The sequence below is a fragment of the Leptospira montravelensis genome (assembly GCF_004770045.1).
Lineage (GTDB): Bacteria > Spirochaetota > Leptospiria > Leptospirales > Leptospiraceae > Leptospira_A > Leptospira_A montravelensis.
The window spans coordinates 972657-998352 of record NZ_RQFO01000004.1 but is presented as its reverse complement, the minus strand read 5'-3'; the positions used below and the strand labels follow the sequence as shown (position 1 = coordinate 998352).

Sequence of the window (25696 nt, the reverse complement as noted above, 5' to 3'; positions counted from 1 at the left end):
AATTATACATGCTAAACATTCTGATCTTATTTTTTTTCTTTAGTTTTGTTTCGATAGAGGCGCAAGGGGCACCTGACACCAGTTTATCGGCTCAAGAACTTTTGGCAAGGCTTGACCGAGAAATGGATTTTGGAAAAGGACTTGTGAAAGGAACTTACGTTCTGATTCGTAGGAACGGAACTTCTGAAACTTGGAAGATCAATCGATTTTTTAATGGAGAAGATGCGCTTCTTCTTTTTGATAGAAAGGGGCGCGGACTCGAATCCAAACTTTTGACAAAGGACGAAGGTGAAAATGTGTTTTTCTTCAATGTCCTTAGCGCCAAACTGTTTCGAAAAACTGACGATGAAAAATACGAATCCTTAATGGGAACGGGTTTCTTTTATGTGGATCTTTCTGGTTATTCCTATCAGGCCAATTATAACCCGTTAGTGAATGCAGACCTAGAAATTGGTGGTGAAGTATACTACCGAGTTTCACTAAAACCCATCTTACCTTATTTTTATAAAAAGTTAGTTTTACTTGTAGGTAAAAAAGATCTAAAGCCATACCGTGTCGACTTTCATGATAGGGACGGGATTTTATTTAAAACTTTGAACTTAAAATATGGCCCTGTGAAAGTAAAAGAAATTTCAGGAAAAGTAGAAGAGATTCAAAAAGCCTCAAGGCTTGAAATGTTAGATTTGAATACAGGTAGCATTACCGTTTGGGAAATTCAAGAAGTAGACAAGTCTGTAAACCCAGATGCTTCCTTATTTGCAGTAGATAATTTAAGTCGTTAAACCCTTGTTAGAGCCTGGACTCATCCTTTTTCGCGCTGGGTTTTCACAGAAACCTACAATTTCACTGTTTCCAGAAGAGTTGGCCCACCTTCGGGCTTTAAGGCTTAGTAAGGAAGAAACCATCGTCCAAATCCGAGACGGTGTTGGTGGTCTTTATGATTACCAATTTTCTCCTCTTTCCAAAGAATTAAAGTTTTTAAAAGAAACCAAAATACATAAAGAAACAGAACATAAAACCATAGCTATTGCGCTTCCGAAAGGGAATCGGTTTGATTTCTTTTTACAAAAAGTAACAGAGATTGGTTTAGATTCAGTGGTATTTCTTGTATTTCGTCATTCGATTCGAAAAGAGTTCAATTTAGAGAGAGCAGAAAAAATTGTGAAAGAAGCGGCGGCTCAGTCGAAACAAACTGTGTTATTGTCTTTATCGATAGAAACTGCGGCAGATTGGATGGATTCACATAAAGAGAGTTTGGTGGTCTTTCATCCGCATAGGTCTGAGGTTTTTTCTGCGAACAAAATCATTGGAAAAATTCCTGTGATAGGACCTGAGGGCGGCTTTCATGTCGATGAAGAAAATTGGATGGAAACAAACCAAATCCCACGGCTGACATTGCCAGGTGGGGTTCTACGGACGGAAACGGCAGGCATAGTCGCCGCCAGTTTCCTTGTGTATGGAACTTGATTTTTTTAAAAGAACTTACTATTTATTGGTAAGTAAAAGTAAAGTTGTGGAGAGATTACAGTTTGTAGAACAAGCACTGAAACAAGCAGATGCTGAAGTGTAATTCACCCCTGTGATGTCTGGGTACTTGGCAGCACAGTCTGCGTTACAAGCATCTAAACTCCCTCCCGTACAACTAATTAGGAAAGTAAACAGGTTTCTTTCCAAGGTTTTGTCTTCTCTTTTTTGACAAGATGTAGAGAAGATCATGACAAAACACAAAACAACCAATACTAACAAACGATTCATATTCCTAAACTCCGTTCTCCCTGCATTTCGTCAATCGGTTCGTAAAAATCTTGACCCTTGTGACTTTTCCTATGCATTGGATGAGATCCTATTATGTCAGACGGTTCTAAAAAGGTTTTAGAAAAAAAAGCGCACGGAGAGTATGAATTCACCGCTTATGGGGAATTTTTATCCTATTTCCACGCCCATATCGATATTTTCAAAAAACTTCTGAAAAGCCGTAAAATGGATCCTGCCAAAGTGGAAGAGGTCGCAAAACAGATCAAATCCTACATGACTGGGAATATCAAAAAGACAGACCAGTTTTTTGAACACCTTCCTCAATTTGCCACAATGTTAGGTGTTCCGCAAAATGAAGTATCTACCTATTTAAATTCTAATTTTATCGAAGTACTGAATAAAGTACAAGAAAAACTAAAAACACAAGAGTTGGAAAAAATCAATAACGCACCAGCTCCTAGTTTTTCTTCAGCGGCAGAAGAGATAGTGGAAAGGCTTCAAGTCATTCATCCCAAAGATTATGTTTTTGTTCAAAAAGGTATTTTGACTGTATTAGAAAATCCTCTTACTGGTGAAATCATCGAGCCACGAGGGCTAATGGCAGAATCAGCCAAAGCTGCACTTTCCATTCCCACAAGCGCCGAGTCAGAAAAAGAGCCTCTGTCGTTGACAGATGCATTAGCGGTTGCCAATGCACCGCCTGCACCTATTATAAAAAAACAGTCTCTCATTCCAGAAAGAGACAAATCCATTCTTTTGGAAATTGTTGAAACTTTTGGTGAAATTCTGACCGGTGAACTTTTAGAAGTAAAAATCGGTCCAGATCCCAAAGACAATCCTCTTCCCGAACCATCTTCAAAAAATAATACAACTACGGCTTCAGAAGAATATGAAATTGAAGATTTGGAATTTGATGATTCCGATTCTTCCCATTCGGATTCAAATTCTTCTCATACACAATCTGATGATGTTGATGATTTTTCACAGGACATTGATGTTGATTTTGAAGAAGAAGAACCTACAGTTACAGTTGATCCCAATCTGGTTAGGTTGGAAAGTTTTTATGTAAAAGAATATATGGAGTTGACGCAAACCATTGCCGGTTTTCAGTCCAAATCAGATCAGGTGGGTTACCAGAACTGGTTACGTGGCATTTCTGAATTTGAAAAAGCAGTTGTTTCACTTCGCACACAAGTTTTAAAAGAACAAAAAAATGAACCTGTGGATTGGAATTCACTTTTTCAAATGATGAGTTCGAAATCGGATTTGAGTCGCGAAGTTTTAAGTGGTATTGTTAAAAAAATCAAAAACTTTCAGATCGTTAAACTGACGTTAGATCGTATGATCCAAGAGTTTAAAAAAGGAAGTCCTGAGTTCATGCAAATCGTTAAAATGGCATGGCCTCATATTCAAAAAGCATTTTTTGAAGTACCCAATTATACTCAAGTACAGACAGTTTTAAAAGGGATTCTTTCTCGTGTGAATGACGAAAACCATAAAAGGGATTTTTCAAAAATCTTTACTATGGCACTGAATTTTATCCAATCCAAATTTCAGGCATAAGCAATGTTAGGGGAGATGCACTCTCTTCGTGTTTTGACACTCAAGTGGAAAGTCGGTATCCTATTGAATCTACTATGGATTCCTTTTTTTTTACATGCACAACCAAAGTCAAACATCATAGTTGATCCTTTATTACAAAGACCTTGGATTCCCGATGCGGAGGAAGAGGAGAGCCGAAGTTTTCATCGTTTCCTTTCTCAGTTCAAAAATAAACAATCCACAGTGAAAAAAAAGGACATACATGGTAGAAACTATTTAATTTCACCATCTGGACTTATGCGTTTTCTTATCGATGATGAGTATCGTAAAGAATTTCCTGTTTTAGAAGAAGCGGATATTGCGGCCAAGGAACTTGAAGCTTTATACGAAGTTCGCAATGAAAAGGAAGCTGTCTTTCTTGGAAAAGGAATTCACCTTTGTTACCGTTTAAAACTGGAAAAGGAACCTGGTTTTTTTCCCAGTTGGCTTACGAAATCCAATGAAATTACGAACCGGGCTGCCAATGAATGGTCGGACCAAACCATACCTTTGGACTTAGTCAGTGAACCTTATGGATGTTATCTGACTGTTTCCAGTCCACAGGATACGCTTGTATTGGAATCAGAATCATTTCGGTATCGAATTCGATTTCCTTCCGAACTTCGTTACGAGGGATTGTATGGGAATCGGCTAGGAATTTACGGAGAAAATAGGGATTCAATATATCGAATCGTACGTTTCGTACAGTTTTTGGAGAATTATTTGCCTCTTGGTCAAACGGAATGGGATGAAGCATTAAAATTACAAACTTCTGGTAAAAAAAAGAAAAATTTGCCTAAGATCATTTTGTCTATTGGGTCTAGTTTTGATAAATCACGGCCACTTCGTGATACAAAAAATTATTTTCGTTTTTGGGATACAATGCGCTCTCTTTCACCAACTCTCATTAGAAAATTGGGATTTAAAAGAACGGAATCAAACTCTGAATATATAAGCGAATGGACCGAAGTGGATGAAATCGGAAATTCAGTTGCAATGGAAATGAAAGAATATTATCTTTATAATGCTCCACGCGGTTATTTCCTTTCGTTGTCTTTTCCAAAAAGGGAAAAAGAAAAAGCAGACCGTTATTGGCAAACCATTCGTAGTTCATTTGAGGTTAAGGAGTAATCGATGTTTGTTGGTTTTGTCGAAAATCAAAACAGAAGAAAACCAGAACCAAGTGAAGAACCACCTTCTTCTTTTTTTATATTTTGGACCGGGTTCTCTTTCATTTTAGGATTTGGAATTTTTTTACTTCCCTTTGGTGCTTTTTTCCCACTGTCTGTTTCTGTTTGGGCCATCCTTTTTTTGTTTTTACCGGTTTTATTTTTAGGAATTTTAATTTCTAAAAAAACAGGTTTCAAAATTTTTTTAGCAGTATTTTTATCCTTACTTGCTGGAGGAAATTCCATTTTATTTTTAGGTGACTCGATTGGTTATCAATTTGGTATCACATCCAAAATGGAAGTTCTCCCCGAAGAAGTTTCACATTTTCTTAACTATCGTTATTTGTTCTTTCGTGACTTTTATTTGGATGATGTGGATGCCGGAGAATTTCGTTCTCCACTTCTCGTTAGGCGAAGATCGGGAGGGATGGTTTATGGTACAGTCATTCGATTTCAATACAAACGGATAAGGTCTATTTCTGGTAAGGTAGTAAAACCTTCAATATATGCTATTTGTTATGCGAAAGATGATAGTAAATGTCATCTTTCCAGTATGTATTCGGGAGGAGTTGTTTTGTTAGATCCTATTTGGGATGAGGAACTACCATTAGAAAAAGATTCTGTTTTTATAGTTTGGAAAGGTTCTTTGGATTCCGAATTTTTTACCAAGGGAATATATTCCTTTTTGTTTTTTATTTTTTTAGTTTTAGTTTGGACTATGGTTGTGTATTTTCCGGTTTTAGGAGAAAAAGAATCTTAATATTTTCTTAATGTGAATCTAGTTTTCCTTAACTAGAGAACGTTTTGCGATTTTGAATTACCATGAGAAAATTTCTTTATGGTCGAATTATTTTATCTCCCGTTTTATCTTGGGTTACTGATTCTTATTTCACCTTTCGTCGGTTATTATATGGCATTCATTTTGAATGCGAAGTTGTTACCGTTAGAAAAGTGGATATACCAGTTTATTTTTTCCGGCTCACCTTCCACTCAAACACCAAAACAGTATTTAAGTAGCCTCTTTGTTTTCCATACAATGGCAGGTGGAATTTTATTTTTGATTTTAAAATTTCAAGAACACTTTACTCTCAATCCTTTACATCTTCTTGGGATGGACTGGGATCTTGCCCTAAATACAACGATATCCTTTATCACAAATACGAATTGGCAGGCCTATTCTGGAGAAAGCCAGTTGAGTTATTTTTCTCAGATGGTCGGACTCACTCCTCAAAATTTTCTTAGTGCGGGTGTTGGGATTTCTGTTTTAGCATTTGTTAGTCGCGCAATTATATCTTCTAAAACGAATCGATTTGGAAACTTTTGGTTGGATTTATTTCGCTCGACCTTTTATATTCTTCTCCCCCTGTCTTTCTTTGTATCCATACTTCTCGTCGGACAAGGTGTCATTCAGTCATTTTCGGGTCCTATTCAGAGTCTAGGGTTTGATGGAGTTTTGGAAACAATACCGATGGGTCCTGCAGCTTCGCAGATTGCGATCAAACAAATTGGCACGAATGGAGGTGGTTTCTTTGGAGTGAACAGTGCTCATCCGTTTGAAAATCCTACTCCTATTTCTAACTTCATTCAAATGTTTTCGATACTCTTTTTGCCAGCCTCTTGTGTGTTTTTATATGGCAAAATCACAAATTCATTTCGTCACGTATGGGTAATTTTCTTTGTAATGTTGTCATTTTTAATCCTCGGGTTTGTCGGTGTTTATTTTTCTGAACAGAACCACTTTGGATTTTGGGAAGGAAAAGAACTTCGATTTAGTTTAACGGAATCTTCCCTTTGGTTAACAACAACTACGGCTGCTTCCAACGGTTCCGTCAATTCTATGCATGATAGTTATTCTCCATTAGCTGGAGGTATTGCCATATTTCAAATGATGTTAGGCGAAATTATCTTTGGTGGTGTCGGGACAGGAATGTATGGTATGTTTTTATTTTTGATACTTACGGTTTTTTTGTCTGGGTTGATGACGGGAAGGACTCCAGAATACCTCGGAAAAAAAATTGGCAGTTATGAAATCAAATGGACCTTATTTGGAATATTATCCCCTACAGTTTGTATTTTATTAGGAAGTACAGTTACGGTTTTATTAGAATCAGGTTATTCTGCTAAAGGTCCACATGCATTGTCACAAATTCTTTATGCCTTTAGTTCTGCAGCTGGTAATAATGGTTCTGCCTTTGCTGGTTTTTCAGCAGATACTTTATGGGGGAATTTATCTTTAGGCTTCTCTATGTTAGTGGGTAGGTTTAGTGTCATTTATGCTGTTGTAATTGTTGCGGGAAGTTTAGGTGGAAAGGTAACCACGAAGGCCTTCGATGGAAATTTCAAATTAGATACGATTCTATTTGGCGTTTTGCTTTTTAGCGTAATTTTAATCGTTTGTGGTCTTTCATTTTTTCCTGTTTTGGCACTGGGCCCTATATTAGAGCAAATACTGATTAGTAAAGGGATTTTCTTTTAAGAGGAATGTATGGTAAATTCAAATAAAATAATTTCACGAGAACTTTTGCAAACATCATTCAGTGGAGCAATTCAAAAGTTTTCTCCAAAGTATGCATTCTCTAATCCAGTGATGGCAACTGTCTGGATCGGGACTTTCATTTTAATGTTACAAATTTTATATTATATTGGATCGGGCATTCCGCTTCAAATTGAAATTTCAGTTTTCATCTGGTTAGTAATCACATTATTTTTTGCAAATTTTGCAGAGAGTATCGCGGAAGGAAGAGGAAAAGCCCGAGCTGATAGTTTAAAAAAAACAAGATCCAAAACAATTTCGAAAAAAGTGGATAAGGTAGGAGAATTAAATTATACTGAGATCATTTCCAGTGAATTAAAAATCGGTGATATTGTTTTTGTCAAAACAGGCGAAGTGATTCCTGGTGATGGTGAGGTGGTTTTGGGAATTGCAAGTGTAGATGAATCTGCAGTCACTGGTGAGTCAGCACCTGTCATCCGTGAAAGTGGCGGAGATCGCTCAGCTGTCACAGGAGGGACTAAGGTCATCTCAGATCATTTATACATTAAAATTACAACAAAACCTGGTGAAAGTTTTCTTGATAAAATGATCGCAATGATTGAGGGAGCAACAAGACAAAAAACTCCAAATGAAATAGCTTTAGGCATTGTTCTTGTCGCACTTACTTTCCTTTTTTTGTTAACAGTTCTTTCTTTGGTTCCAATCGCAAATTTTGTAGGAACTCAGATTGGTCAGAATTGGAATTTTCGCTTTTCAATTTGGTTGGCATTATTCGTTTGTTTGATTCCAACAACGATTGCAGCCCTACTTAGTGCGATTGGGATTTCAGGAATGGAAAGATTAATTCGACATAACGTTATTGCAAAAAGTGGTAAAGCAGTAGAAGCCGCTGGAGACATTCATGTTTTATTATTAGACAAAACTGGTACGATTACTTTAGGAAATAGAGAGGCTAATCGTTTTTATCCTGCAGTCGGAATAACAGAGGAAGAACTTGCCGATGCAAGCCAACTTTCTTCGTTATCAGATGAAACTCCAGAAGGAAGGTCAATTGTAGTTCTCGCAAAACAAAAGTATGCGATTCGTGAAAGAAATCTAAAGTCTTTGGACGTAAACTGGATTCCCTTTTCCGCTTCTACTAGAATGAGTGGGGTAGAAATTTATGAAAATGGAAAATTAGTAAGGAATGTACGTAAAGGAGCTTCGGATTCCATTCGAAAATACGTTGAATCTTTGGGAGGAAATATTCCGCAAACGATGCAGATGATTTCAGATGAAGTTTCTAGAAAAGGGAGTACTCCCATTTGGGTCACAGAAGGAAATAAACTTCTTGGTATCATTGAATTAAAAGACATAGTGAAAGGAGGGCTAAAAGAAAGATTTGTTACATTAAGAAGGATGGGAATTCGAACGGTGATGATCACAGGAGACAACCCACTGACTGCAGCGGCCATTGCCGCAGAGGCTGGGGTAGATGATTTTATTGCTGAAGCCACTCCAGAGGCAAAATTAAAAAGAATTCGAGATGAACAGGCAAACGGGTATTTGGTGGCAATGATCGGTGATGGAACCAATGACGCACCTGCACTTGCGCAATCAGATGTTGGTGTGGCGATGAATACGGGTACACAAACTGCAAGGGAGGCTGGTAATATGATAGATTTGGATAGTAATCCAAGTAAACTCATTGAAATTGTTGAAATTGGGAAACAACTCCTTATGACAAGAGGAGCGCTTACAACATTTAGTATCGCTAATGATATTGCCAAATATTTTGCCATTCTACCTGCTTTGTTTTTGCCTCTAGCTCCTCTCAATATTATGCATTTGTCGAGCCCTGATCATGCAATTTTATCTGCTGTGATCTTTAATGCCCTTGTGATACCCGCATTGATTCCTCTTTCCCTTCGAGGTGTTAAATACATACCTAAGTCACCTGATGCAGCACTATTAAGAAATTTTCTTCTTTATGGAGGAGGGGGAATGGTATTTCCATTTTTGGGAATCAAACTCATTGACTTAATTATTTCTGGAGGTTATCTATGAAAAATAATGAAACATCGAACCAATGGGAAATCTCCATTCGATTTTTATTTGTATCCTTGCTTTTGTTAGGTGTTGTTTATCCTTTAACAGTGACAGGGATTTCCAATTTGTTTTTTTCAGAGAAAGCAAATGGAAGTTTGATTATATTGGATGGTAATGTATTTGGTTCCGAACTTTTGGCTCAAAAGTTAAATTCAAAATCTATGTTCATGTATCGACCAAGTGCAAATGATTACAATAAAATACCGAGTGGGGCCTCCAATTTAAGCCCTTCTAGTTTTGAATTAAAAACATTAGTAGACCAAAGAAAATCAGTTTTAGATGGAATGGGAATTGATTATCGCAACTGTCCTGAATTATTATATGCCTCTGCTTCGGGATTGGATCCACATATTTCAGTTGGTTGTGCATATGAACAAGCCAATTTTCTTAATCGAGAATTCAAAGTTCCCATTGATACTTTAAATGAGTTGATTCAAAAAAATACTGAGTATTCTTTGTGGGGATTTGTTGGGCGTGAACGTGTAAATGTTACAAAATTAAATGTATCTTGGAAAAAAATAATCAATGAATGAAGGTAAGCGTCCGGAAGATTTTCTTTCGATAGCAAATCAGGAAGAACCAAAAAAAAAGGGAATTCTAAAAGTTTATTTTGGGATGTCACCTGGTGTTGGAAAAACCTATGCTATGTTAACGGAAGCACATCATTTAAAAGAAGATGGAGAAGATGTAAAAATTGGAGTCGTAGAATCACATGGAAGAGAAGAAACAAATGCATTGATTGAAGGTTTGGATCGTATTCCGCTTAATAAAATTGAATATAGGGGGAAGGTATGGGAAGAAATGGATGTCGAAAGTATCTTAAAAGAAAAACCAAGTTATATACTGGTTGATGAATTGGCCCATACCAATATTCCCGGTTCGCTCAACAACAAAAGATATCAGGATGTTTTTTTACTATTAGATGCAGGGATTCATGTTCTCTCCACTGTGAATGTTCAACATTTAGAAAGCCAAGTAGATTCTATTGAAAAAATTATACAAAGCCCGGTAAAAGAGACCATTCCGGATAGTATTCTCGAGAGGGCAGACGAACTTGTGTTAATCGATATTATACCTGATGAATTGTTAAAGAGATTGTCTGAGGGAAAGGTATACATTGCGGAAAAAATATTAGCAGCAAAAGAAAATTTTTTTCGCAAAGAAAACTTAACCTATCTTCGGGAATTGTCTTTGTCATACACTGCAAAGTACGTAGAAAAAAGGATGCCTCAAGGCAGAGAAAGGGTAATGGTTGCGATCTCGGCAAGCCCTAATTCAAAAACATTGCTGAGGTATGCAAAAAAGTTGGCTTTAGAAAGGAATTCTGAGTTGTATGCATTTTTTTCAGAAAACGAAGAAGAGAAAAGTGTGGAAGCTGCCAATTCCATACGTTCTCACATTCGGTTGGCAAAGGAATTAGGTGCAGAAGTTATCCACTCCTTTGAATCTGATCCAGTAGTTGGAATCCTAGCCATAGCAGAGGAAAAACGGATCAATCGTTTGGTCATCGGTAGGCCCAAAAAAAGTTTTTTCTTGGATATCTTTCAGAGGAACATACCTTCTAAACTCATCAAACAACTTAGAGGTGTAGAACTTATTGTTTTACCTTATGCAGACGATCTCTCGTTACAATTTGATTTTTATAAAAAACTAATTCCTTCTTCTGGTATTCGCCAATATATATCTGTATTTGCTTTAACTTCAATCGTTACCTTAGGTAATCAATTTTTAATTTCTTATATTGGATATTGGACTATTTCGATTCTTTATTTGTTTTTTGTAGCAGTACTTGGGATATTTTTTAGTCGCGGCCCTGTTTTGCTTGCTGCGATTCTCTCTGCTTCATTTTGGAATTTTCTGTTTATCCCACCTCTTTATACTTTTTATATTTCGAAGTTAGAAGATGCTTTGATGTTCGTGATTTTTATGTTGATTGCTCTCATTAATGGAAGTTTAACGGCAAGGCTTAAAAAAAATGAACTAAAACTTAGGTCAAGAGAAGAGAAACTTTCCATTCTTTATGAACTCACACAAAATTTATCTAAAACCTCAACGGCGTCGGAAATAATCAAAACAGGTGAATCATTCTTTAAACGAATTTTTCCGTTTCCTGTAAAACTTCATTTTTACCAAGGTGGTGAGTTTTCTCCCGCCATTGAAGATCCAAAAGATCTGGCTGTGGCTACTTGGACGATCAAAAACGGAAAACCGGCAGGAAAATATACTGAAACATTATCTCTTGCCAATGCTACATTTTATCCACTTGTTTCCCCAGGAGGCATTACTGGTGTAATTAATGTTAACTCTACTGAGGAACCGAGTTTGGAAAAAGAAATACTTCTGAATACAGTCGCAAACCAAGTTGCTTTAGCTCTGGACCGAGATATTCTCTCAGAAGATTCTAGGAAAAATTTTTTGATAAAAGAATCAGAAAAATTATACAATCTGATTTTTAATTCATTATCACATGAATTAAAAACTCCTCTGACTTCCATTCAAGGCTCGGCATCTGCACTCCTTGATCCTGATATTGATGCCGATATAAATGCTAGAAAAAATCTAATTGAAGAGATTCAGGAAAGTTCATTAGTCTTGAATTTGCTATTGGGAAATCTATTAGATATTAGTCGTATTGAATCCGGATATTTAACTTTGAAAAAAGAAAAAGTATATCCATCTGAAATTATACACGATTCGATTTCTTATTTGGGCAAAAACAAATTAAACCATACAATTAAGATTCAGTTAAATGATTTGGATTTGCCAATTGAACTAGATCGAATTCTATTTTCCCACGCTCTTTTTAACTTACTTTATAATGCATGTATGTATACTCCTGAAGGTTCAACCGTTTGGATATCGCTAGAAAAAACTGAAAAATCCATTCAATGGATAGTAGATGATAACGGATTTGGTCTTCCGCTTGATTCTTCGCGAATCTTTCAGAAGTTTTATCGAGGTGAATCATCGGGAAAAATAGGGACTGGACTTGGTCTTGCGATAACCAAATCAATCGTTGAGTTACATGGCGGTAATATTGAAGCAGTCAATAGGAAAGAAGGGGGAGCAAGGTTTCTCATTGACATACCTTTTTCTAAATAAGAGAAAATGTATATGTTGAAGGATTTGATTCTTTTAGTCGATGATGATGGCGCAATTCGCAAGATGTTACGCATTGCACTTGAAGCAAAGGGATATCGAACCATTGAGGCGATCTCAAGAAAAGACGCAGTTGAATCCATTGCGCTCAATTCACCAAAATTGGTTTTACTCGACTTACAACTTCCAGACGGAACTGGACTTGAGGTAATCAAGGAAGTTCGTACATTTTCCGAAGTCCCCTTTATTGTATTGTCGGTAATGAGTTCCGAGGAAGATAAGATTGCATTACTTGATTCAGGTGCCGATGACTATATTACAAAGCCATTTAGTATGGGGGAATTGCTCGCAAGGATTCGCACCGCTTTGCGTAGACTTCCCATTGAAGAAACACCTACCAATTGGGAAAAAGAAGGTTTGGTTGTAGATTTTCTAAACTATCAAGTCATTAAAAATCAATCTCAGGTCCGTTTGACTCCAACGGAATTCCAGATCCTTACTTTTTTAATAAAAAATGCAGGGAAAGTCATAACTCATGACGTACTAATTAAAAAGATTTGGGGAGACCAAGCATTAAATGAAATGAATTCCCTCAGAGTTCATATCACTCAACTTAGAAAAAAAATTGAAGATTTCCCAAGTGATCCAAGGTTTTTGATAACTGAGCCTGGTATTGGTTATCGTTGGGTGACACAATAAATTACTCATAAATTTTAAATTTGGTTATATCAAATTTATCTTAATAAGTTCTTAACGTAAATTCAGGGAAGATAATTCTCCAAACATTGTAGAGAAGATAAAAAAATGCTAAATTGGTCTTACTATGATAGATCAATATAATGTTTTTTCAAACATCATAATCAGATGTTCCATAAATTTAAGAGTGCACCTCTTTGTTTTGTTTTATGTAAGTTTAGTGTTGTTAATTCCAATTCATGCCGAAGAAAATCAATTGATTGATAAAAAAGAAGGTTCTGATTCATCTTCTAAAACCGTTCCTTTGCCAAGTATTGTCAAGTTAGGTGGCTTTGTAGATTCATATTATTTATATAATCGTAACCTTCCTAAAGATAACGAAAGAAATTTTACGACACAAGCGGTTCGAAATTCTGAATTTAATATAAATTTGGCCTACATAGAAGCAAAAATAGAAGAGAAAAATTATAGAGGTAGAATCGCATTTCAATGGGGAACTTCAGTAAACGCAAATTATGCATCAGAATTAAACACTGAAAAATATTCTAATCAAAATTCTGTGAAAAAAATACAGGAAGCGTTTGTAGGTTTTAAAATTTCAAATAAAACTTGGATAGATGCAGGAATATTTTTTGGAAATATTGGATATGAATCATGGATTTCACAAAATAATGTAAACTATACGAGGGCATTTGCATTAGATTACGTACCTTATTATTCTTCGGGTGTTCGTTTGTCTCACCAATTTTCTGATAAACTCAGTGGACAATTGCAGGTATTGAATGGTTGGCAAAATATTACAGATAATAACAAAGATAAATCATTTGGTGGACAGATTAAATATGTTTTTAACCAACACTTTATTTTAACTCTAAATCAATTTATTGGTAATGAGGCACCGAATTATGAAAGAAAACAACTAAGGATGTATCAAAATACTATTTTGGAATGGATTTTATCTGATCAATTCAGTTTAGTTGGTCAGGTCGATGTGGGTGCACAAAAAAATAAACAAAGTTTTGTTTATGAACCTTGGTTAAATACCTATGATCCAAATCTGAGTGAATATCGAGAAACTAGTTCACATGTATACCGTCAGTGGTATCACGGAACGATTTGGGTCAGTTATTTACTCACTCCAGAATACCGAATGAGTTTTCGCATAGAACGTTTTTATGATCCGCTTCAGGTGATGGTAAATACGGGAACTAAAAATGGATTTATGGCTAACGGTTACACGGCAACTTTTGATATTCTTACTTATAATCCAGGTTTACTTCGATTTGAGTATGTATATCGCAGGTCAGCAGATTCTGTATTTGCTTATCATGATAGACAAACATCTAAAAAAGAAGATTTTTTCTTACTGGCATTTTCTCTTAAAATCTGAGGTAAAAAATAGAGTCTAGGTAAATTTCTTTCCATAAAATGGGAACCTTTTGGGCTTAGTTTGGGTCTAATGATCGTTCATAGATGTTTCTCCTTATGATACCCGCAGGGAGGGGTCAATATCCCTGATTTTCTTTTTTTTCTTTCCAAGCCGCTTCCCTATTTTTAAATTTTGTCATGTTTGCAAAGAGCCGGCTTTTTCTTTTCCTCTTCCTTTCTTTATTTTTAGTTCGTTCGGATGATTCTCAAACCCTTCCTGCGGCTATCGAATTTTTCACTCCCAATGGATTTGTCAAACAGCCCAAACAAGTGACCGTACGGTTCACAAAACCTATGGTTTCTCTCGGAGATATTCGACCCAAAGTTGATATCTTTCAAATCAAATGTCCGCTTCCTGGGACCAGTCGTTTTCTTGATTCAACTACCTGGGTTTATGAATTTGAAAAAGAACTTCCGGGGGGTGTGGAGTGTTCCTTCCAATTGAAAGAAGGAACCAAAACATTTAGTGGAGAACTAGTGCAAGGGGAACATAGTTTTTCCTTTCATACAGGAGGACCTTCTGTACAATATGCAACTCCATATAATGGAAGTTCTATTACCGAAGACCAAATCTTCGTTTTACATCTGGATGCAAAACCGGATCTTACTTCTTTTCAAAAATATACCTACTTTCGTTCAGAAGAATTAGGAAACAGAATCCCTATTGTCCTCGTCACTGGATCTGAAAGAAAGGCAATCTTAAAATCAAATGGTGATACCGATATAGAAGAAACAGTTCTTTTAAAATCTAAACAAACATTTTTACCGGATCGGCAAATCCAACTTGTTTTGGGGAAAGGAACTAAGTCGATTTGGGGTGGAGAAATTAGAGAAGATGAGGTATTGTCATTTACGGTAAGGCCTGTATTCTCTGTTAGGTTTAGTTGTGAAAGAGTAAATGCAAAAGCAGATTGTATTCCCATCTTACCAGTTTCTCTTTCTTTTAGTTCTGCGGTATCCCGTTCCTTGTTACAAAAAATCAAATTGGTCTCTAAGGATGGTACTGAATTTCCTCAATCGCCAATGGCAGAAAAAGGAAACGAATTTTATGAGTGGGTGAGTTTTCCTGGTCCCTTTCCAGAAAACAGTGAATTTGAAATTCGAGTTCCGGAACTTGTCGACGATACTAACAGAAGTTTATCGAATATTGGTTCTTTTCCTTTAAAATTTAAAACAGATGAATTTCCGCCCCTTGCCAAGTTTGGTGCCAAATTTGGTATTTTGGAATCGAAAGCCAAACCTGCCTTACCGGTAACACTTAGAAATTTAGAAGTAAACCTGCCTATGAAATCCATTTCTCTTGGTGTAGGAGGAAAAAGCCAAAAAACAATGGATATTTTAGAAATCCAAAAATGGTTTCAAATTCTTTCTACAAGAGAACGTGAACAATCTGTATTCCAAAATCCACCAGCTAACTCAGGTATTTCGACTTTCTCACTTCCCAAACCCAATGGGAAAAAGCCAATGGAAGTGGTGGGAATTCCTTTGGAAACACCAGGGTTTTATGTAGTAGAGCTTGCGAGTGATGTTCTTGGAAACAGTCTTCTCGAAAAAAAAGGGAAAATGTATGTTTCTAGTGCGGCCCTTGTCACCAATCTTTCGGCTCATTTTAAATGGGGAAAAGATACTAGCCTTGTTTGGGTGACAAACCTTGACCAAGGACTTCCTGAACCTGGGGTTCAAGTGAAAGTTCTAGACTGTAAAGGAAACTTGCGAGGAGCGGGCATTACAGGAAAAGATGGTAGTATGCTTTTTGGAAATTTAAGTTTCCAGGAAATTCCCTATTGCGGTTATCATGAGTTAGGTTCTGGTTTAACCATTTTTGTACAAAAAAATGACGATATTAGTTTTACCTCAAGCACCTGGGACAAAGGAATCGAAAGTTGGCGTTACCAACTTCCGAGTGCCACAACCGGATATTCCAAAGAAATCAAATCTATTGTTCTTGATCGAACTTTGTTTAAAAAAGGGGAAACGGTTCATTTAAGACATGTTCGTCGCGGATTTGGAAATAAGGGACTGATTCCAGCTGATCCCAAAGACTATCCATCGCAAGTCATTATCAAACACGAAGGGTCAGGAGAGGCATATCCATTGCCTTTGGTTTGGTCTTTTCCTGGGCACACCGAATCTGAATTTAAAATTCCTAAAAATGCAAAACATGGGGTTTATATTGTATATTACCCTTATTCAAATGACGATTCAAGTTATGGGGAAACAATCACACAATTTCGAGTTGAGGAATTTCGCCTCCCTGTAGTCAAAGGGAATATACAACTTGCAGGCGACAAACAGGAGTTAGTTTCTCCAAGAGAATCCAAAGTTCTTTTTGGGTTAGAGTATTTGTCGGGAGGAGGGGCCGGTGGATTTCCTGTAAAAATTCGTTCACAAGTAATTCCCGGTCATTATTCACCCAAAGAAGAGTATTCTGCATTTTCCTTTTCCCCAGAATCCATAAAGGAAGGAAAGTGGAAGGCCAGTGGTTATGACGAAGAAGAAGTAGAAGAATCTAAACCGGAAGTTCTTTCCACTGCTTTAAAAACTGATGAAAAGGGTTTTCTGCAATATACGTTTAGTGGATTAAAAACCATTCCCGGTTATGGAAATTTCCAAGTCGAAATGGAATATGCCGATCCCTCTGGCGAAATCCAAACTGTTTCTAGAAGTTTTCCTGTTTCCCCTTCAGAAATTCATTTGGGAATCCTACCCGATGGTTGGTTGTTTACAGAAGATAACGTTAAACTTCAGTTAGTGGCACTTGATCAAAAAGACAAAACCATTGGCTCTCAAAAAATAAAAGTCACTGCCTACAAAAAAGAATTTTATTCCAACCGAAAACGTTTAGTAGGTGGTTTTTATGCCTATGAACATTATGAAGAAGTAACAAAACTCGGAGATTTTTGCGAAGGAAAAACAGATTCTAAAGGAATTTTGATTTGTGAAGGAAAGTCGCCTGGTGTGGGTGATATCGTGTTTCTTGCAGAAACTAAAGATTCTAAGGGAAACCTAACCAGCTCCAGTTATAATGTTTGGGTGAGTTCCAAACAAGAAGCTTGGTTTGATGTGAGTGACCACAACCGAATGGATATTCTCCCAGAGAAACGTTCCGTGGATGTGGGCGAAACCATTAAAGTGCAGATTCGTTCTCCTTTCCGAGAAGCAACAGCTCTTGTCAGTATAGAAAGGGAAGGTGTTCTCGATTATTTTGTGACTCCGGTATCAGGAAAAGATCCAGTGATTTCTATACCTATCAAAAAGGAATATGCTCCCAACGTTTTTGTATCTGTATTTTTAGTTCGTGGTCGCGTCGGAGATCCCAAACCAACAGGTCTTGTGGATTTAGCAAAACCAGGATACCGTTTGGGTCTGACTATGTTAAAAGTCGGATACAAACCGTACAGTTTGTCCGTCTCTGTAAATCCTGATAAAAAATTATACCAAGTCAGAGAAACGGCAAACGTAGAAATTGAAATCAAAACTTCAGAGGGAAAGGTTCCTGTGGAATCAACAGAAGTGACACTTGCGGTTGTGGACGAAGCTCTCTTGGAACTATCTCCGAACCCCACTTGGAATTTATTAGATTCCATGATGGGAACAAGACCTCATTCTGTGGGAACGTCTACTGCCCAATCACAGATCATAGGAAAACGTCATTTTGGTTTGAAAGCAAAACCAGAGGGCGGTGGTGGTGGAAAACAATCCACACGTTCTCTTTTTGATACCTTACTTTATTGGAAAGGAAAGGCCATTGTTGGAAAAGATGGAAAATTAAAGTTTAGTTTTCCTTTAAATGATTCCCTCACTACTTTTCGCATTGTAGCTGTGGTTACTTCCGGAACCAAAGAGTTTGGAACGGGGATGGCAAAAATCCAAACCACTCAAAAAATTCAGTCCTTTTCTGGAATTCCACCTGTGGTTAGGTTAGGTGACAATCTTCGCCATGAAGTGACACTTAGAAATGCAGGTGAAAACAAAGAACAACTTCGGTTACGTCTTACTGTAGCGGATGTAAAAAATGGAACCGATGTCAAAGAAGATTTGGAAACAAAATCTGCCATTCTCGCTCCAGGAGAAACTAAAGTTGTTTTTTGGGATTTAACCGTCCCTGAAAATACTACCAAACGAAAGTTCCAGTTAGAGGTTTCATCACCTAACGGAACAGTCCTTGATCAAATGGCTGTGGAACAAAAAGTTTTACCTGTCGATACAGAAAGAGTATACCAAGCTGGTTTATTTTTATATGAATCACCAATGAAAGAATCAGTCCAGGTTCCCGAAGGTTCAAAACCTGAGTCAGGTAAAATGATATGGAAGGCATCACCTACCATCCTAACGAGTTTGTCTGGAATACAAAATTATTTTCATAACTATCCATATTATTGTATGGAACAACGTGTTTCCAAGGCCATCGGGTTGAAATCAAGTGTTTTATGGAGTGAAGTTTTATCTGATTTAAACTCGTTTTTAGATTATGATGGCCTTGTTAAATATTTTGCTCGTATGGAACATGGAAGTGAAATCCTCACTGCTTATGTATTAACATCAGCACAACTTACCAATCAAAAAATCCCAGAAGATGTTTTGGGAAAAATGATCGCCGGTTTACAAGGATATGTAGAAGGCCGTGTCAATGGAGAAAGATATAGATTTGGGGCCGATTCCGTGATTCGAAAAATCATAGTTTGGGAAGCTCTCACAAGATACCAAACTTATGAATGGGAGCAAGTAAGACCCATTTTTGATGGCCTTGAATTTTTACCAACAGCATCCCTAATTGATTTATCAGAAATTTGGGGAAGGGTAAACGGTAGTGACAGTTCCGTAAAGTCTCGCCTTACAAGTACGTTACGATCCAGACTCAATATCCAAGGTTCCGAACTTGTGATTGCTGATTCTGGATTTACGAATCCTTGGTGGATTTTGGGAAGTCGCGATTATACGATGGCAAAATTTTTACTTTGGTCATTTTCGGAACCAAGTTATAAAAAAGATATGCCTCGTTTAATCAAAGGTTTTGTTAAAATGCAAAAACGGGGAAGTTATGATACTACACTTGGGAATGCTTATTCCATTTTAGTTTTTGACCGTGTGAGTAAACTCCTCGAATCCGAAAAAGTCACCGGCGGAAAAATAAAAATCCAATCCTCAAAAGACGTGTATCAACTGGAACCTAACGGGAAACAGACGGTATCTCAAACCATCGGAACTACACCGGAGACAGTTTCTGTAAGTTACGATGGAAAGGGAAAACCTTGGGTGGAGTGGTCTGTCAATTCTGTCCTTCCTTTAAAGGCTCCTATTTCTAGTGGCTACCGTATCAAACGAACTTTTGAACCAGTTCAAGTGGCAAAATCCGGGGTTTTGACAAAAGGGGATACTGTTAGGGTCACTTTAGAAATCCAGGCTGATTCTGATAAAACTTGGGTGGTTGTGGAAGACCCAATTCCTCCAGGTTCTCTCCCTCTGGGTCGGGGATTTGGTAGGGAATCCATCATCCAAACGGAAGGAAAGACGGGCGATTCTTCCTATTATTTGAGTTTTGAAGAAAGGACTCTCTCTATGTACAGAGCGTATTTTGAGTATCTCCCCAAAGGAACCCATACCATCGAACATAGTTTTCGTTTGAACCATTCGGGAAGTTTTAAGATGCCGGCCACCCGGGTTGAGGCCATGTATTCCCCCGAAACTCATGCGGAGTGGCCAAATGAAACTGTAAGGATTTCGGAAAACGGGGACTAGGAAAAGTTTACGGAATCAGGGGTTCTGGAATTATGACTCTAATGGGTCCGAACCAAGCCCCTCTTTTCCCCATCCGAATCCTTAAAATCTCCCTTTGGTTTACAGTTTTTTTTTATCTATTTTTTTTACTCTTTAATACAAGTTTTACCATCATGGGAGTCGATGTAGGAGACTTCCTCAAACAGTATTTAGGTGCTTTTTTTGGAGTTTATCTTACAACAACACTCAAAGTTTTTTCCGTTTCTCTTTTTATACACCTTTCTCTCTTTTCTCTTATTTATTTAATCTACCATTTTCTGAACCGAAGAGAAGTTTCTTGGGTCGTTTTATCGGCTTGGGTTCTCCTTATCGAATGTTTGGCACTTTGTCATTCGATAGTCAGTTTTCCTCAAATTTATGGTGAGTTCTTTTTTTTCCGATATCCATCTTTTGCTTCGTTTTTATATTTTTTAACAGATCATACCAGTCCCTTTTACTTCAGTTTTATTTTAGGACTCCTACTTTTTGTTTTTATCACCATTCTTCTTTTCCAAGTGTATCGTAATAAAAATAAAGAAACCTTATTTTCCTTAGTGCATGTGCTTGTGTTAGGTTTGGTTCATTTCTCTGGATTTTATATATTGGGAATTCTTTATTTTGCCATTTTATTTTGGCAAGGAAAACAGTATCAAAGGGTTCATATCAAATCTTATGGACTGATCATTTTTCTTTTAATTTTCTTATATTTAATTCCAAGTATTTGGATTCGAATTGAGGCTTTGTCTAAATCAAAAGAAGAGGGGAAACCTCCCATTTTTATTTTGTCTGCTGACTCCCTTCGGTATGATAAAGTGGGCCAAAAAATAAATGGAAAAAGTATTACTCCTAATATTGATTCCTTTGCAAAAGATAGTTTTATTTTTCATGACCACCATACAACGATTCCGCGCACTTTTCCTAGTTGGACAGATTTATTAACGGGACAATATTCGATGAGCCACAAGGTTCGGGATATGTTTCCTTCTTTGGAAGAAAAACAAAGGATAGGATCTGCTTCTTTTCCTACGATCCAACAAAGATTACAAAAATTGGGATACAGAAGTTATGCGGTGGGAAGTTTTGCCGCCGATATTTTCCCTCGTGCTAACTTTGGATTTGATGAAGTATTGGCTCCTGATTTTAATGCTCGCATTATGACTGTTCAGCGAACTGCTGAGTCACAGTTGTTTTTATTGCCATTTCTAACTGGATCTTGGTTTTCTGGGGGAATGTATTTAGAGGAGATGGATGGGTTATCTACTTGGGGAGACGGAACTCGTATCCTTAACCGCCTTCGTTCCATAGTGAAACGAGAAGAAGATTCTCCTTATTCGGTAACTTATTTTTCTAGTGTCATTCATTTCCCTTATACTCCTTCTTACCCTTATTACAAATCATTTACGAGTCCCAATTATTATGGTAAATATAAGTATTTGAAGTTTGTGGACCCCACAAACTCGTCTCTTCCCAATGAAGAAGAAACAACCCAAATCAGGGGACTTTTTGATAGTGCGGTATATGCTTTCGATGCTGAGTTTGGAGAGATCCTTTCTGAACTCAAAGAACGTGGGATTTATGACCAAGCTATCATCATCTTAACAGCGGATCACGGGGAAGCACTATATGAAGATGTACATGGACAAGGGCACGGCGAACATTTACGAGGGGAAGCGGTAACTCATGTTCCGTTACTCATAAAATTTCCAAAATCTAAAATAGAAACAACAAATGAACACGAGTTTTTTGGAATCACATCCAGTGTGGATTTATATCCAACTCTTATGGATTATTTTGGAATTCCCACCAAACAGGAGTATCCTGGTAAGTCTTTACTTCCTATCCTTGGAAAAACCAATTGGGAAGAGGAGAGGTTTGTGTATGCGGAAACAGGAATTTGGTTTTCTGATGTTGGGGATCATTTCTTTCAAAAACAAAGGATTCCTTATCCGAATATTCTTTCTCTCCACCAAGTTGTTCCCGAAGAGGACTACCAAATCATGATCACAGATCCTATTTACCGAGAAACCATTGCTTTTTCTAAACATAGGTCAGTTCAAAATTCAAATTATAAATTAATATATATACCTACACGCCAAGGTGTGTTATTTGAATTGTATGACCGAAAAAACGATCCTCTTAATAGGAAAAATCTTTATCCCAATCACCCAGTAAGTGCTAAAATGAAAGACTTACTGTATAAAACTGTGATCCAATGGGAAGACGCCACTCTCGCAGGAGAGTATTTAATACCGAGTTCTTTATCAGATATAAATGAAAACTAAATAGGAAAAAAAGAGGAAACTATGCCGCAACGTAACGACTTAAAATCAATTTTGATCATCGGATCCGGGCCAATCGTCATCGGGCAGGCATGTGAATTTGACTACTCCGGAACCCAGGCTACCAAGGCCCTCCGAGAAAAAGGAATTCGAGTCATTCTCGTAAATTCCAATCCGGCAACCATTATGACAGATCCCGATCTTGCCGATGCAACATACATCGAACCACTCACGGTTCCTGTTCTTGAAAAAATCATTAAAAAAGAAAAACCAGATGCCATCTTACCGACTGTAGGTGGACAAACAGCTCTCAACTTAGCATTGGCCCTTCATAAAGAAGGTGTATTAGAAAAATACAATGTCGAGTTAATCGGTGCGAAAGTAGAGGCCATTCGTAAAGCAGAAGATAGGGAACTATTCAAACAAGCAATGGAAAAACTGGGAATCCGGGTCGCAAAATCTTTTATGGTTTCCGACATGGATGCTGCAAGAAAAGCAAAAGACGAAATTGGATTTCCTATCATCATTCGCCCTGCCTTTACCTTAGGGGGAACCGGTGGTGGAACTTGTTACGAAGAGTCGGAATTCGAAGAAATAGCGCAAAAAGGATTATCTGCTTCTCCCATCTCACAAGTATTAGTTGAAGAATCGGTTATGGGCTGGAAAGAATTCGAATTAGAAGTCATGAGAGACTTGGCGGATAACGTTGTCATCATTTGTTCTATCGAGAATTTAGATCCAATGGGTGTCCATACAGGAGATTCCATTACTGTTGCCCCACAACAAACATTAAGTGATAGAGAATACCAAAGACTCCGCGATATGTCTATTGACATCATTAGAGAGATTGGAGTGGAAACTGGTGGTTCTAATATCCAGTTTGCCGTAAATCCAGAGAATGGAGATGTCATTGTCATTGAAATGAATCCGCGTGTATCAAGATCCTCGGCACTGGCATCGAAAGCAACGGGATTCCCCATTGCAAAAATTGCTGCCCTGTTATCGATAGGATATACTTTAGATGAGATTCGAAATGATATCACTCGTGTGACTCCTGCTAGTTTTGAACCTTCCATTGATTATGTGGTTACAAAAATTCCTAGGTTTGCTTTCGAAAAATTCCCTGGTTCGGATAATACTTTGGGGGTTCAAATGAAAGCCGTGGGAGAAGCGATGGCCATTGGTCGTAACTTCAAAGAAAGTTTTCAAAAAGCCCTTCGTTCCTTGGAAACCGACCGATTTGGATTTGGTAGTGATGGTTACCTGAAAGAACTTTTGGAATGGGAATCGATTCCTAAAGAAGAAAGAAAAACTTGGCTTACTGCAAAGGTAAAACGTCCCACAGACAAACGCATTTTTTATGTAAAAATGGCTTTTAACTTTGGAATGAGTGTAGAAGAGATTTTTGAAATTTGTAAAATAGATCCTTGGTTTCTCTATCAGTTCGAAGAGTTATTCCAATTAGAGAACCAGTTCCGAAAAGAGGGAAGGGCGATCATTGAAGAGATGAAAAAGGCAGGTTTTTCAAATCGCCAACTTGCTTTTCTAAGTAAAGAAGAACAAATCTTATCTCAAGTTCGAAGTGGAGCTGCCATTGAAATTACAAAAGCCAAAGTGGAAAAAACTCTTCGTGAGGAAGAAGAGGCAATTGAAAAATATTTAGAAGAAAAAAACATCCACCCAGTCTACAAACGAATCGATACCTGTGCCGGGGAATTTGAGGCGTTTACGCCATATATGTATTCCTCTTATGACGAGGAGGATGAGGCTGATGTCACTTCGAAAAAGAAAGTGATGATTCTCGGTGGAGGTCCAAACCGCATTGGGCAGGGAATTGAATTCGATTATTGTTGTTGCCATGCTTCCTTTTCCTTACAGGAAGCAGGAGTTGAGTCCATCATGGTGAACTCCAATCCAGAAACAGTTTCCACAGACTATGATACTTCAGACAGATTGTATTTCGAACCTTTAAGTCTCGAAGATGTAATGGCAATTTTCAAAAAAGAAAAACCTGACGGCGTTATTGTTCAGTTAGGTGGTCAAACGCCTTTGAAATTAGCAAAATCATTGGAAAAAAGGGGAGTTCCGATTCTCGGAACCAGTCCCGACTCCATTGACCGTGCAGAAGACAGAAAACGTTTTGCGGAAGTTTTGGAAAAACTGAATTTAAAATCACCTGAAAATGGAATTGCCGCTTCCAAAGACAAAGCCAGAGAGATTGCTCGAAAAATCGGTTATCCTGTTCTTGTTAGACCTTCCTATGTGTTAGGTGGAAGGGCCATGTTAATTGTAAATGAAGAGTCCGAACTCGATAAATACATGGAAGAAGCCGAAGAGGTATCAGAAGATAGACCACTTCTTGTGGATTCTTTTTTACAAGATGCGACCGAAGTGGATGTAGATGCTCTTTGTGATGGAAAGGATGTATTTATCGCAGGAATCATGGAACATATTGAAGAAGCGGGAATTCACTCCGGTGACTCTGCTTGTGTGTTGCCACCACAATCCATTTCTCAACGTATGTTACAAGAAATTGAAGAAGCAACTTATCGTTTGGCTTTGGAATTAAATGTTAAAGGACTCATTAATGTTCAATATGCGATCAAAGAAGAAACACTTTATGTTCTAGAAGTAAATCCTCGTGCATCAAGAACTGTTCCTTTTGTTGCAAAATCAATTGGAATTCCTGTTGTAAAAATTGCCGTTCGTTTGATGTTAGGTGAAACTTTGGCCTCTTTTAAATTAGGAAAACGTTTTTCTGCTCCTATGATTACAGTGAAAGAAGCGGTTTTACCTTTTAGTAAGTTTCCTGGTGTTGATACCATCTTAGGACCAGAGATGAGATCTACAGGGGAAGTGATGGGAGTTGCGATGACAAAAGGGGAAGCCTTTGTCAAAGCACAGATTATGGCAGGGGAAGAACCACCTAAACATGGAACTGTTTTTGTGACTATCAATGATAAAACAAAAAAGGAATTACTCGAACCAGTAAGATCATTATCTAACTTAGGGTATAACATTATCGCAACGGAAGGAACACATAAATTTCTTTCTGATAATGGAATCCTATCCAGTAAAATTAACAAAATTTATGACGGGTATTTTCCAAACGTAATCGATTACATCAAAGAGAAAAAAATCCATTTGATCATCAATACTCCATTGTCAAGGGTCACTCGTGAAAATGCTTTTACGATCCGCCAAGCGGCCATTAAATATAAGGTGCCTTGTTTGACCACTTCGCAAGCAGCAAGAGCACTCATTCATGGTTTGGTGGAAATGAAGGATAAAGGTTTTTCTGTGAATTCCTTACAGGAAATTCACAGAGGACATCAAAAATAGTAAACTAA

At 37.5% G+C, this 25696-nt stretch carries 15 protein-coding genes; 14 read left to right on the top strand and 1 reads right to left on the bottom strand.

Annotated features, from left to right (window positions below; translation table 11 throughout):
* Window positions 1–8 precede the first annotated feature (8 nt).
* Together EHQ31_RS05570 and EHQ31_RS05565 are read left to right on the top strand one after the other, a co-directional pair.
* Complete coding sequence (locus tag EHQ31_RS05570) at window positions 9–782, top strand: outer membrane lipoprotein-sorting protein (protein WP_135570326.1); 774 nt, start codon at window positions 9–11, stop codon at window positions 780–782.
* 4 nt (window positions 783–786) lie between these two features.
* Window positions 787–1467: a 16S rRNA (uracil(1498)-N(3))-methyltransferase gene (locus EHQ31_RS05565; protein ID WP_135570324.1), complete on the top strand. Its 681-nt coding sequence runs from the start codon at window positions 787–789 to the stop codon at window positions 1465–1467.
* Window positions 1468–1485: 18 nt separating this feature from the next.
* Here the strand turns inward: EHQ31_RS05565 and EHQ31_RS05560 are convergent, their stop codons facing one another.
* Window positions 1486–1755, bottom strand: coding sequence for a hypothetical protein (locus EHQ31_RS05560; protein WP_244247268.1), 270 nt, complete (start codon window positions 1753–1755; stop codon window positions 1486–1488).
* A gap of 93 nt (window positions 1756–1848) precedes the next feature.
* On the opposite strand from EHQ31_RS05560, the gene EHQ31_RS05555 reads away from it, so the two are divergent.
* The 12 genes from EHQ31_RS05555 (at window position 1849) to carB (ending at window position 25688) form a co-directional block, all read left to right on the top strand.
* Window positions 1849–3318, top strand: a complete 1470-nt coding sequence (locus tag EHQ31_RS05555) for a hypothetical protein (RefSeq protein WP_135570322.1) — start codon at window positions 1849–1851, stop codon at window positions 3316–3318.
* 3 nt (window positions 3319–3321) lie between these two features.
* On the top strand, window positions 3322–4467 hold the full coding sequence (locus tag EHQ31_RS05550; RefSeq protein ID WP_135570320.1) for an LIC10775 family protein: 1146 nt from the start codon (window positions 3322–3324) through the stop codon (window positions 4465–4467).
* 3 nt (window positions 4468–4470) lie between these two features.
* Window positions 4471–5265 (top strand): hypothetical protein, encoded by a 795-nt coding sequence (locus EHQ31_RS05545; protein WP_135570318.1) that lies wholly within the window; start codon window positions 4471–4473, stop codon window positions 5263–5265.
* Window positions 5266–5343: 78 nt separating this feature from the next.
* On the top strand, window positions 5344–6981 hold the full coding sequence (kdpA, locus tag EHQ31_RS05540) for a potassium-transporting ATPase subunit KdpA (protein WP_135570316.1): 1638 nt from the start codon (window positions 5344–5346) through the stop codon (window positions 6979–6981).
* 9 nt (window positions 6982–6990) lie between these two features.
* The gene (gene kdpB / locus EHQ31_RS05535) at window positions 6991–9045 is read left to right on the top strand and encodes a potassium-transporting ATPase subunit KdpB (RefSeq protein ID WP_135570314.1); all 2055 of its coding nucleotides are present in this window, start codon (window positions 6991–6993) and stop codon (window positions 9043–9045) included.
* Entirely contained in the window at window positions 9042–9620 is a 579-nt protein-coding gene (locus tag EHQ31_RS05530) for a potassium-transporting ATPase subunit C (RefSeq protein ID WP_135570312.1), read from the top strand. Before kdpB ends, EHQ31_RS05530 begins: the two co-directional genes overlap by 4 nt.
* Window positions 9613–12189, top strand: coding sequence for a sensor histidine kinase (locus EHQ31_RS05525; RefSeq protein ID WP_135570310.1), 2577 nt, complete (start codon window positions 9613–9615; stop codon window positions 12187–12189). Before EHQ31_RS05530 ends, EHQ31_RS05525 begins: the two co-directional genes overlap by 8 nt.
* Window positions 12190–12204: 15 nt before the next feature.
* Window positions 12205–12885 (top strand): response regulator, encoded by a 681-nt coding sequence (locus EHQ31_RS05520; RefSeq protein ID WP_208652738.1) that lies wholly within the window; start codon window positions 12205–12207, stop codon window positions 12883–12885.
* Window positions 12886–13102: 217 nt separating this feature from the next.
* A complete protein-coding gene (locus tag EHQ31_RS05515) occupies window positions 13103–14272 on the top strand; it encodes a porin (protein WP_420844100.1) in 1170 nt (389 codons plus the stop codon).
* A 176-nt stretch (window positions 14273–14448) separates the two neighbouring features.
* Window positions 14449–20049, top strand: a complete 5601-nt coding sequence (locus EHQ31_RS05510) for an alpha-2-macroglobulin family protein (RefSeq protein WP_135570304.1) — start codon at window positions 14449–14451, stop codon at window positions 20047–20049.
* 41 nt (window positions 20050–20090) lie between these two features.
* Window positions 20091–22349 carry a sulfatase family protein gene (locus EHQ31_RS05505; protein WP_135570302.1) on the top strand — a complete coding sequence of 753 codons (2259 nt, stop codon included), beginning with the start codon at window positions 20091–20093 and terminating at the stop codon, window positions 22347–22349.
* 21 nt (window positions 22350–22370) lie between these two features.
* Window positions 22371–25688: a carbamoyl-phosphate synthase large subunit gene (gene carB / locus EHQ31_RS05500; protein ID WP_135570300.1), complete on the top strand. Its 3318-nt coding sequence runs from the start codon at window positions 22371–22373 to the stop codon at window positions 25686–25688.
* Window positions 25689–25696: the final 8 nt, after the last annotated feature.

What these genes read in the sequence shown, in the direction of transcription:
- EHQ31_RS05510 (WP_135570304.1), top strand. Translation starts at nt 14,449, where the DNA reads ATGTTTGCAAAGAGCCGGCTTTTTCTTTTCCTCTTCCTTTCTTTATTT.
- EHQ31_RS05570 (WP_135570326.1), top strand. Translation starts at nt 9, where the DNA reads ATGCTAAACATTCTGATCTTATTTTTTTTCTTTAGTTTTGTTTCGATA.
- EHQ31_RS05505 (WP_135570302.1), top strand. Translation starts at nt 20,091, where the DNA reads ATGGGTCCGAACCAAGCCCCTCTTTTCCCCATCCGAATCCTTAAAATC.
- carB (WP_135570300.1), top strand. Translation starts at nt 22,371, where the DNA reads ATGCCGCAACGTAACGACTTAAAATCAATTTTGATCATCGGATCCGGG.
- EHQ31_RS05560 (WP_244247268.1), bottom strand. Translation starts at nt 1,755, where the DNA reads ATGAATCGTTTGTTAGTATTGGTTGTTTTGTGTTTTGTCATGATCTTC.
- kdpB (WP_135570314.1), top strand. Translation starts at nt 6,991, where the DNA reads ATGGTAAATTCAAATAAAATAATTTCACGAGAACTTTTGCAAACATCA.
- EHQ31_RS05530 (WP_135570312.1), top strand. Translation starts at nt 9,042, where the DNA reads ATGAAAAATAATGAAACATCGAACCAATGGGAAATCTCCATTCGATTT.
- EHQ31_RS05525 (WP_135570310.1), top strand. Translation starts at nt 9,613, where the DNA reads ATGAATGAAGGTAAGCGTCCGGAAGATTTTCTTTCGATAGCAAATCAG.
- EHQ31_RS05555 (WP_135570322.1), top strand. Translation starts at nt 1,849, where the DNA reads ATGTCAGACGGTTCTAAAAAGGTTTTAGAAAAAAAAGCGCACGGAGAG.
- EHQ31_RS05545 (WP_135570318.1), top strand. Translation starts at nt 4,471, where the DNA reads ATGTTTGTTGGTTTTGTCGAAAATCAAAACAGAAGAAAACCAGAACCA.
- EHQ31_RS05550 (WP_135570320.1), top strand. Translation starts at nt 3,322, where the DNA reads ATGTTAGGGGAGATGCACTCTCTTCGTGTTTTGACACTCAAGTGGAAA.
- kdpA (WP_135570316.1), top strand. Translation starts at nt 5,344, where the DNA reads ATGGTCGAATTATTTTATCTCCCGTTTTATCTTGGGTTACTGATTCTT.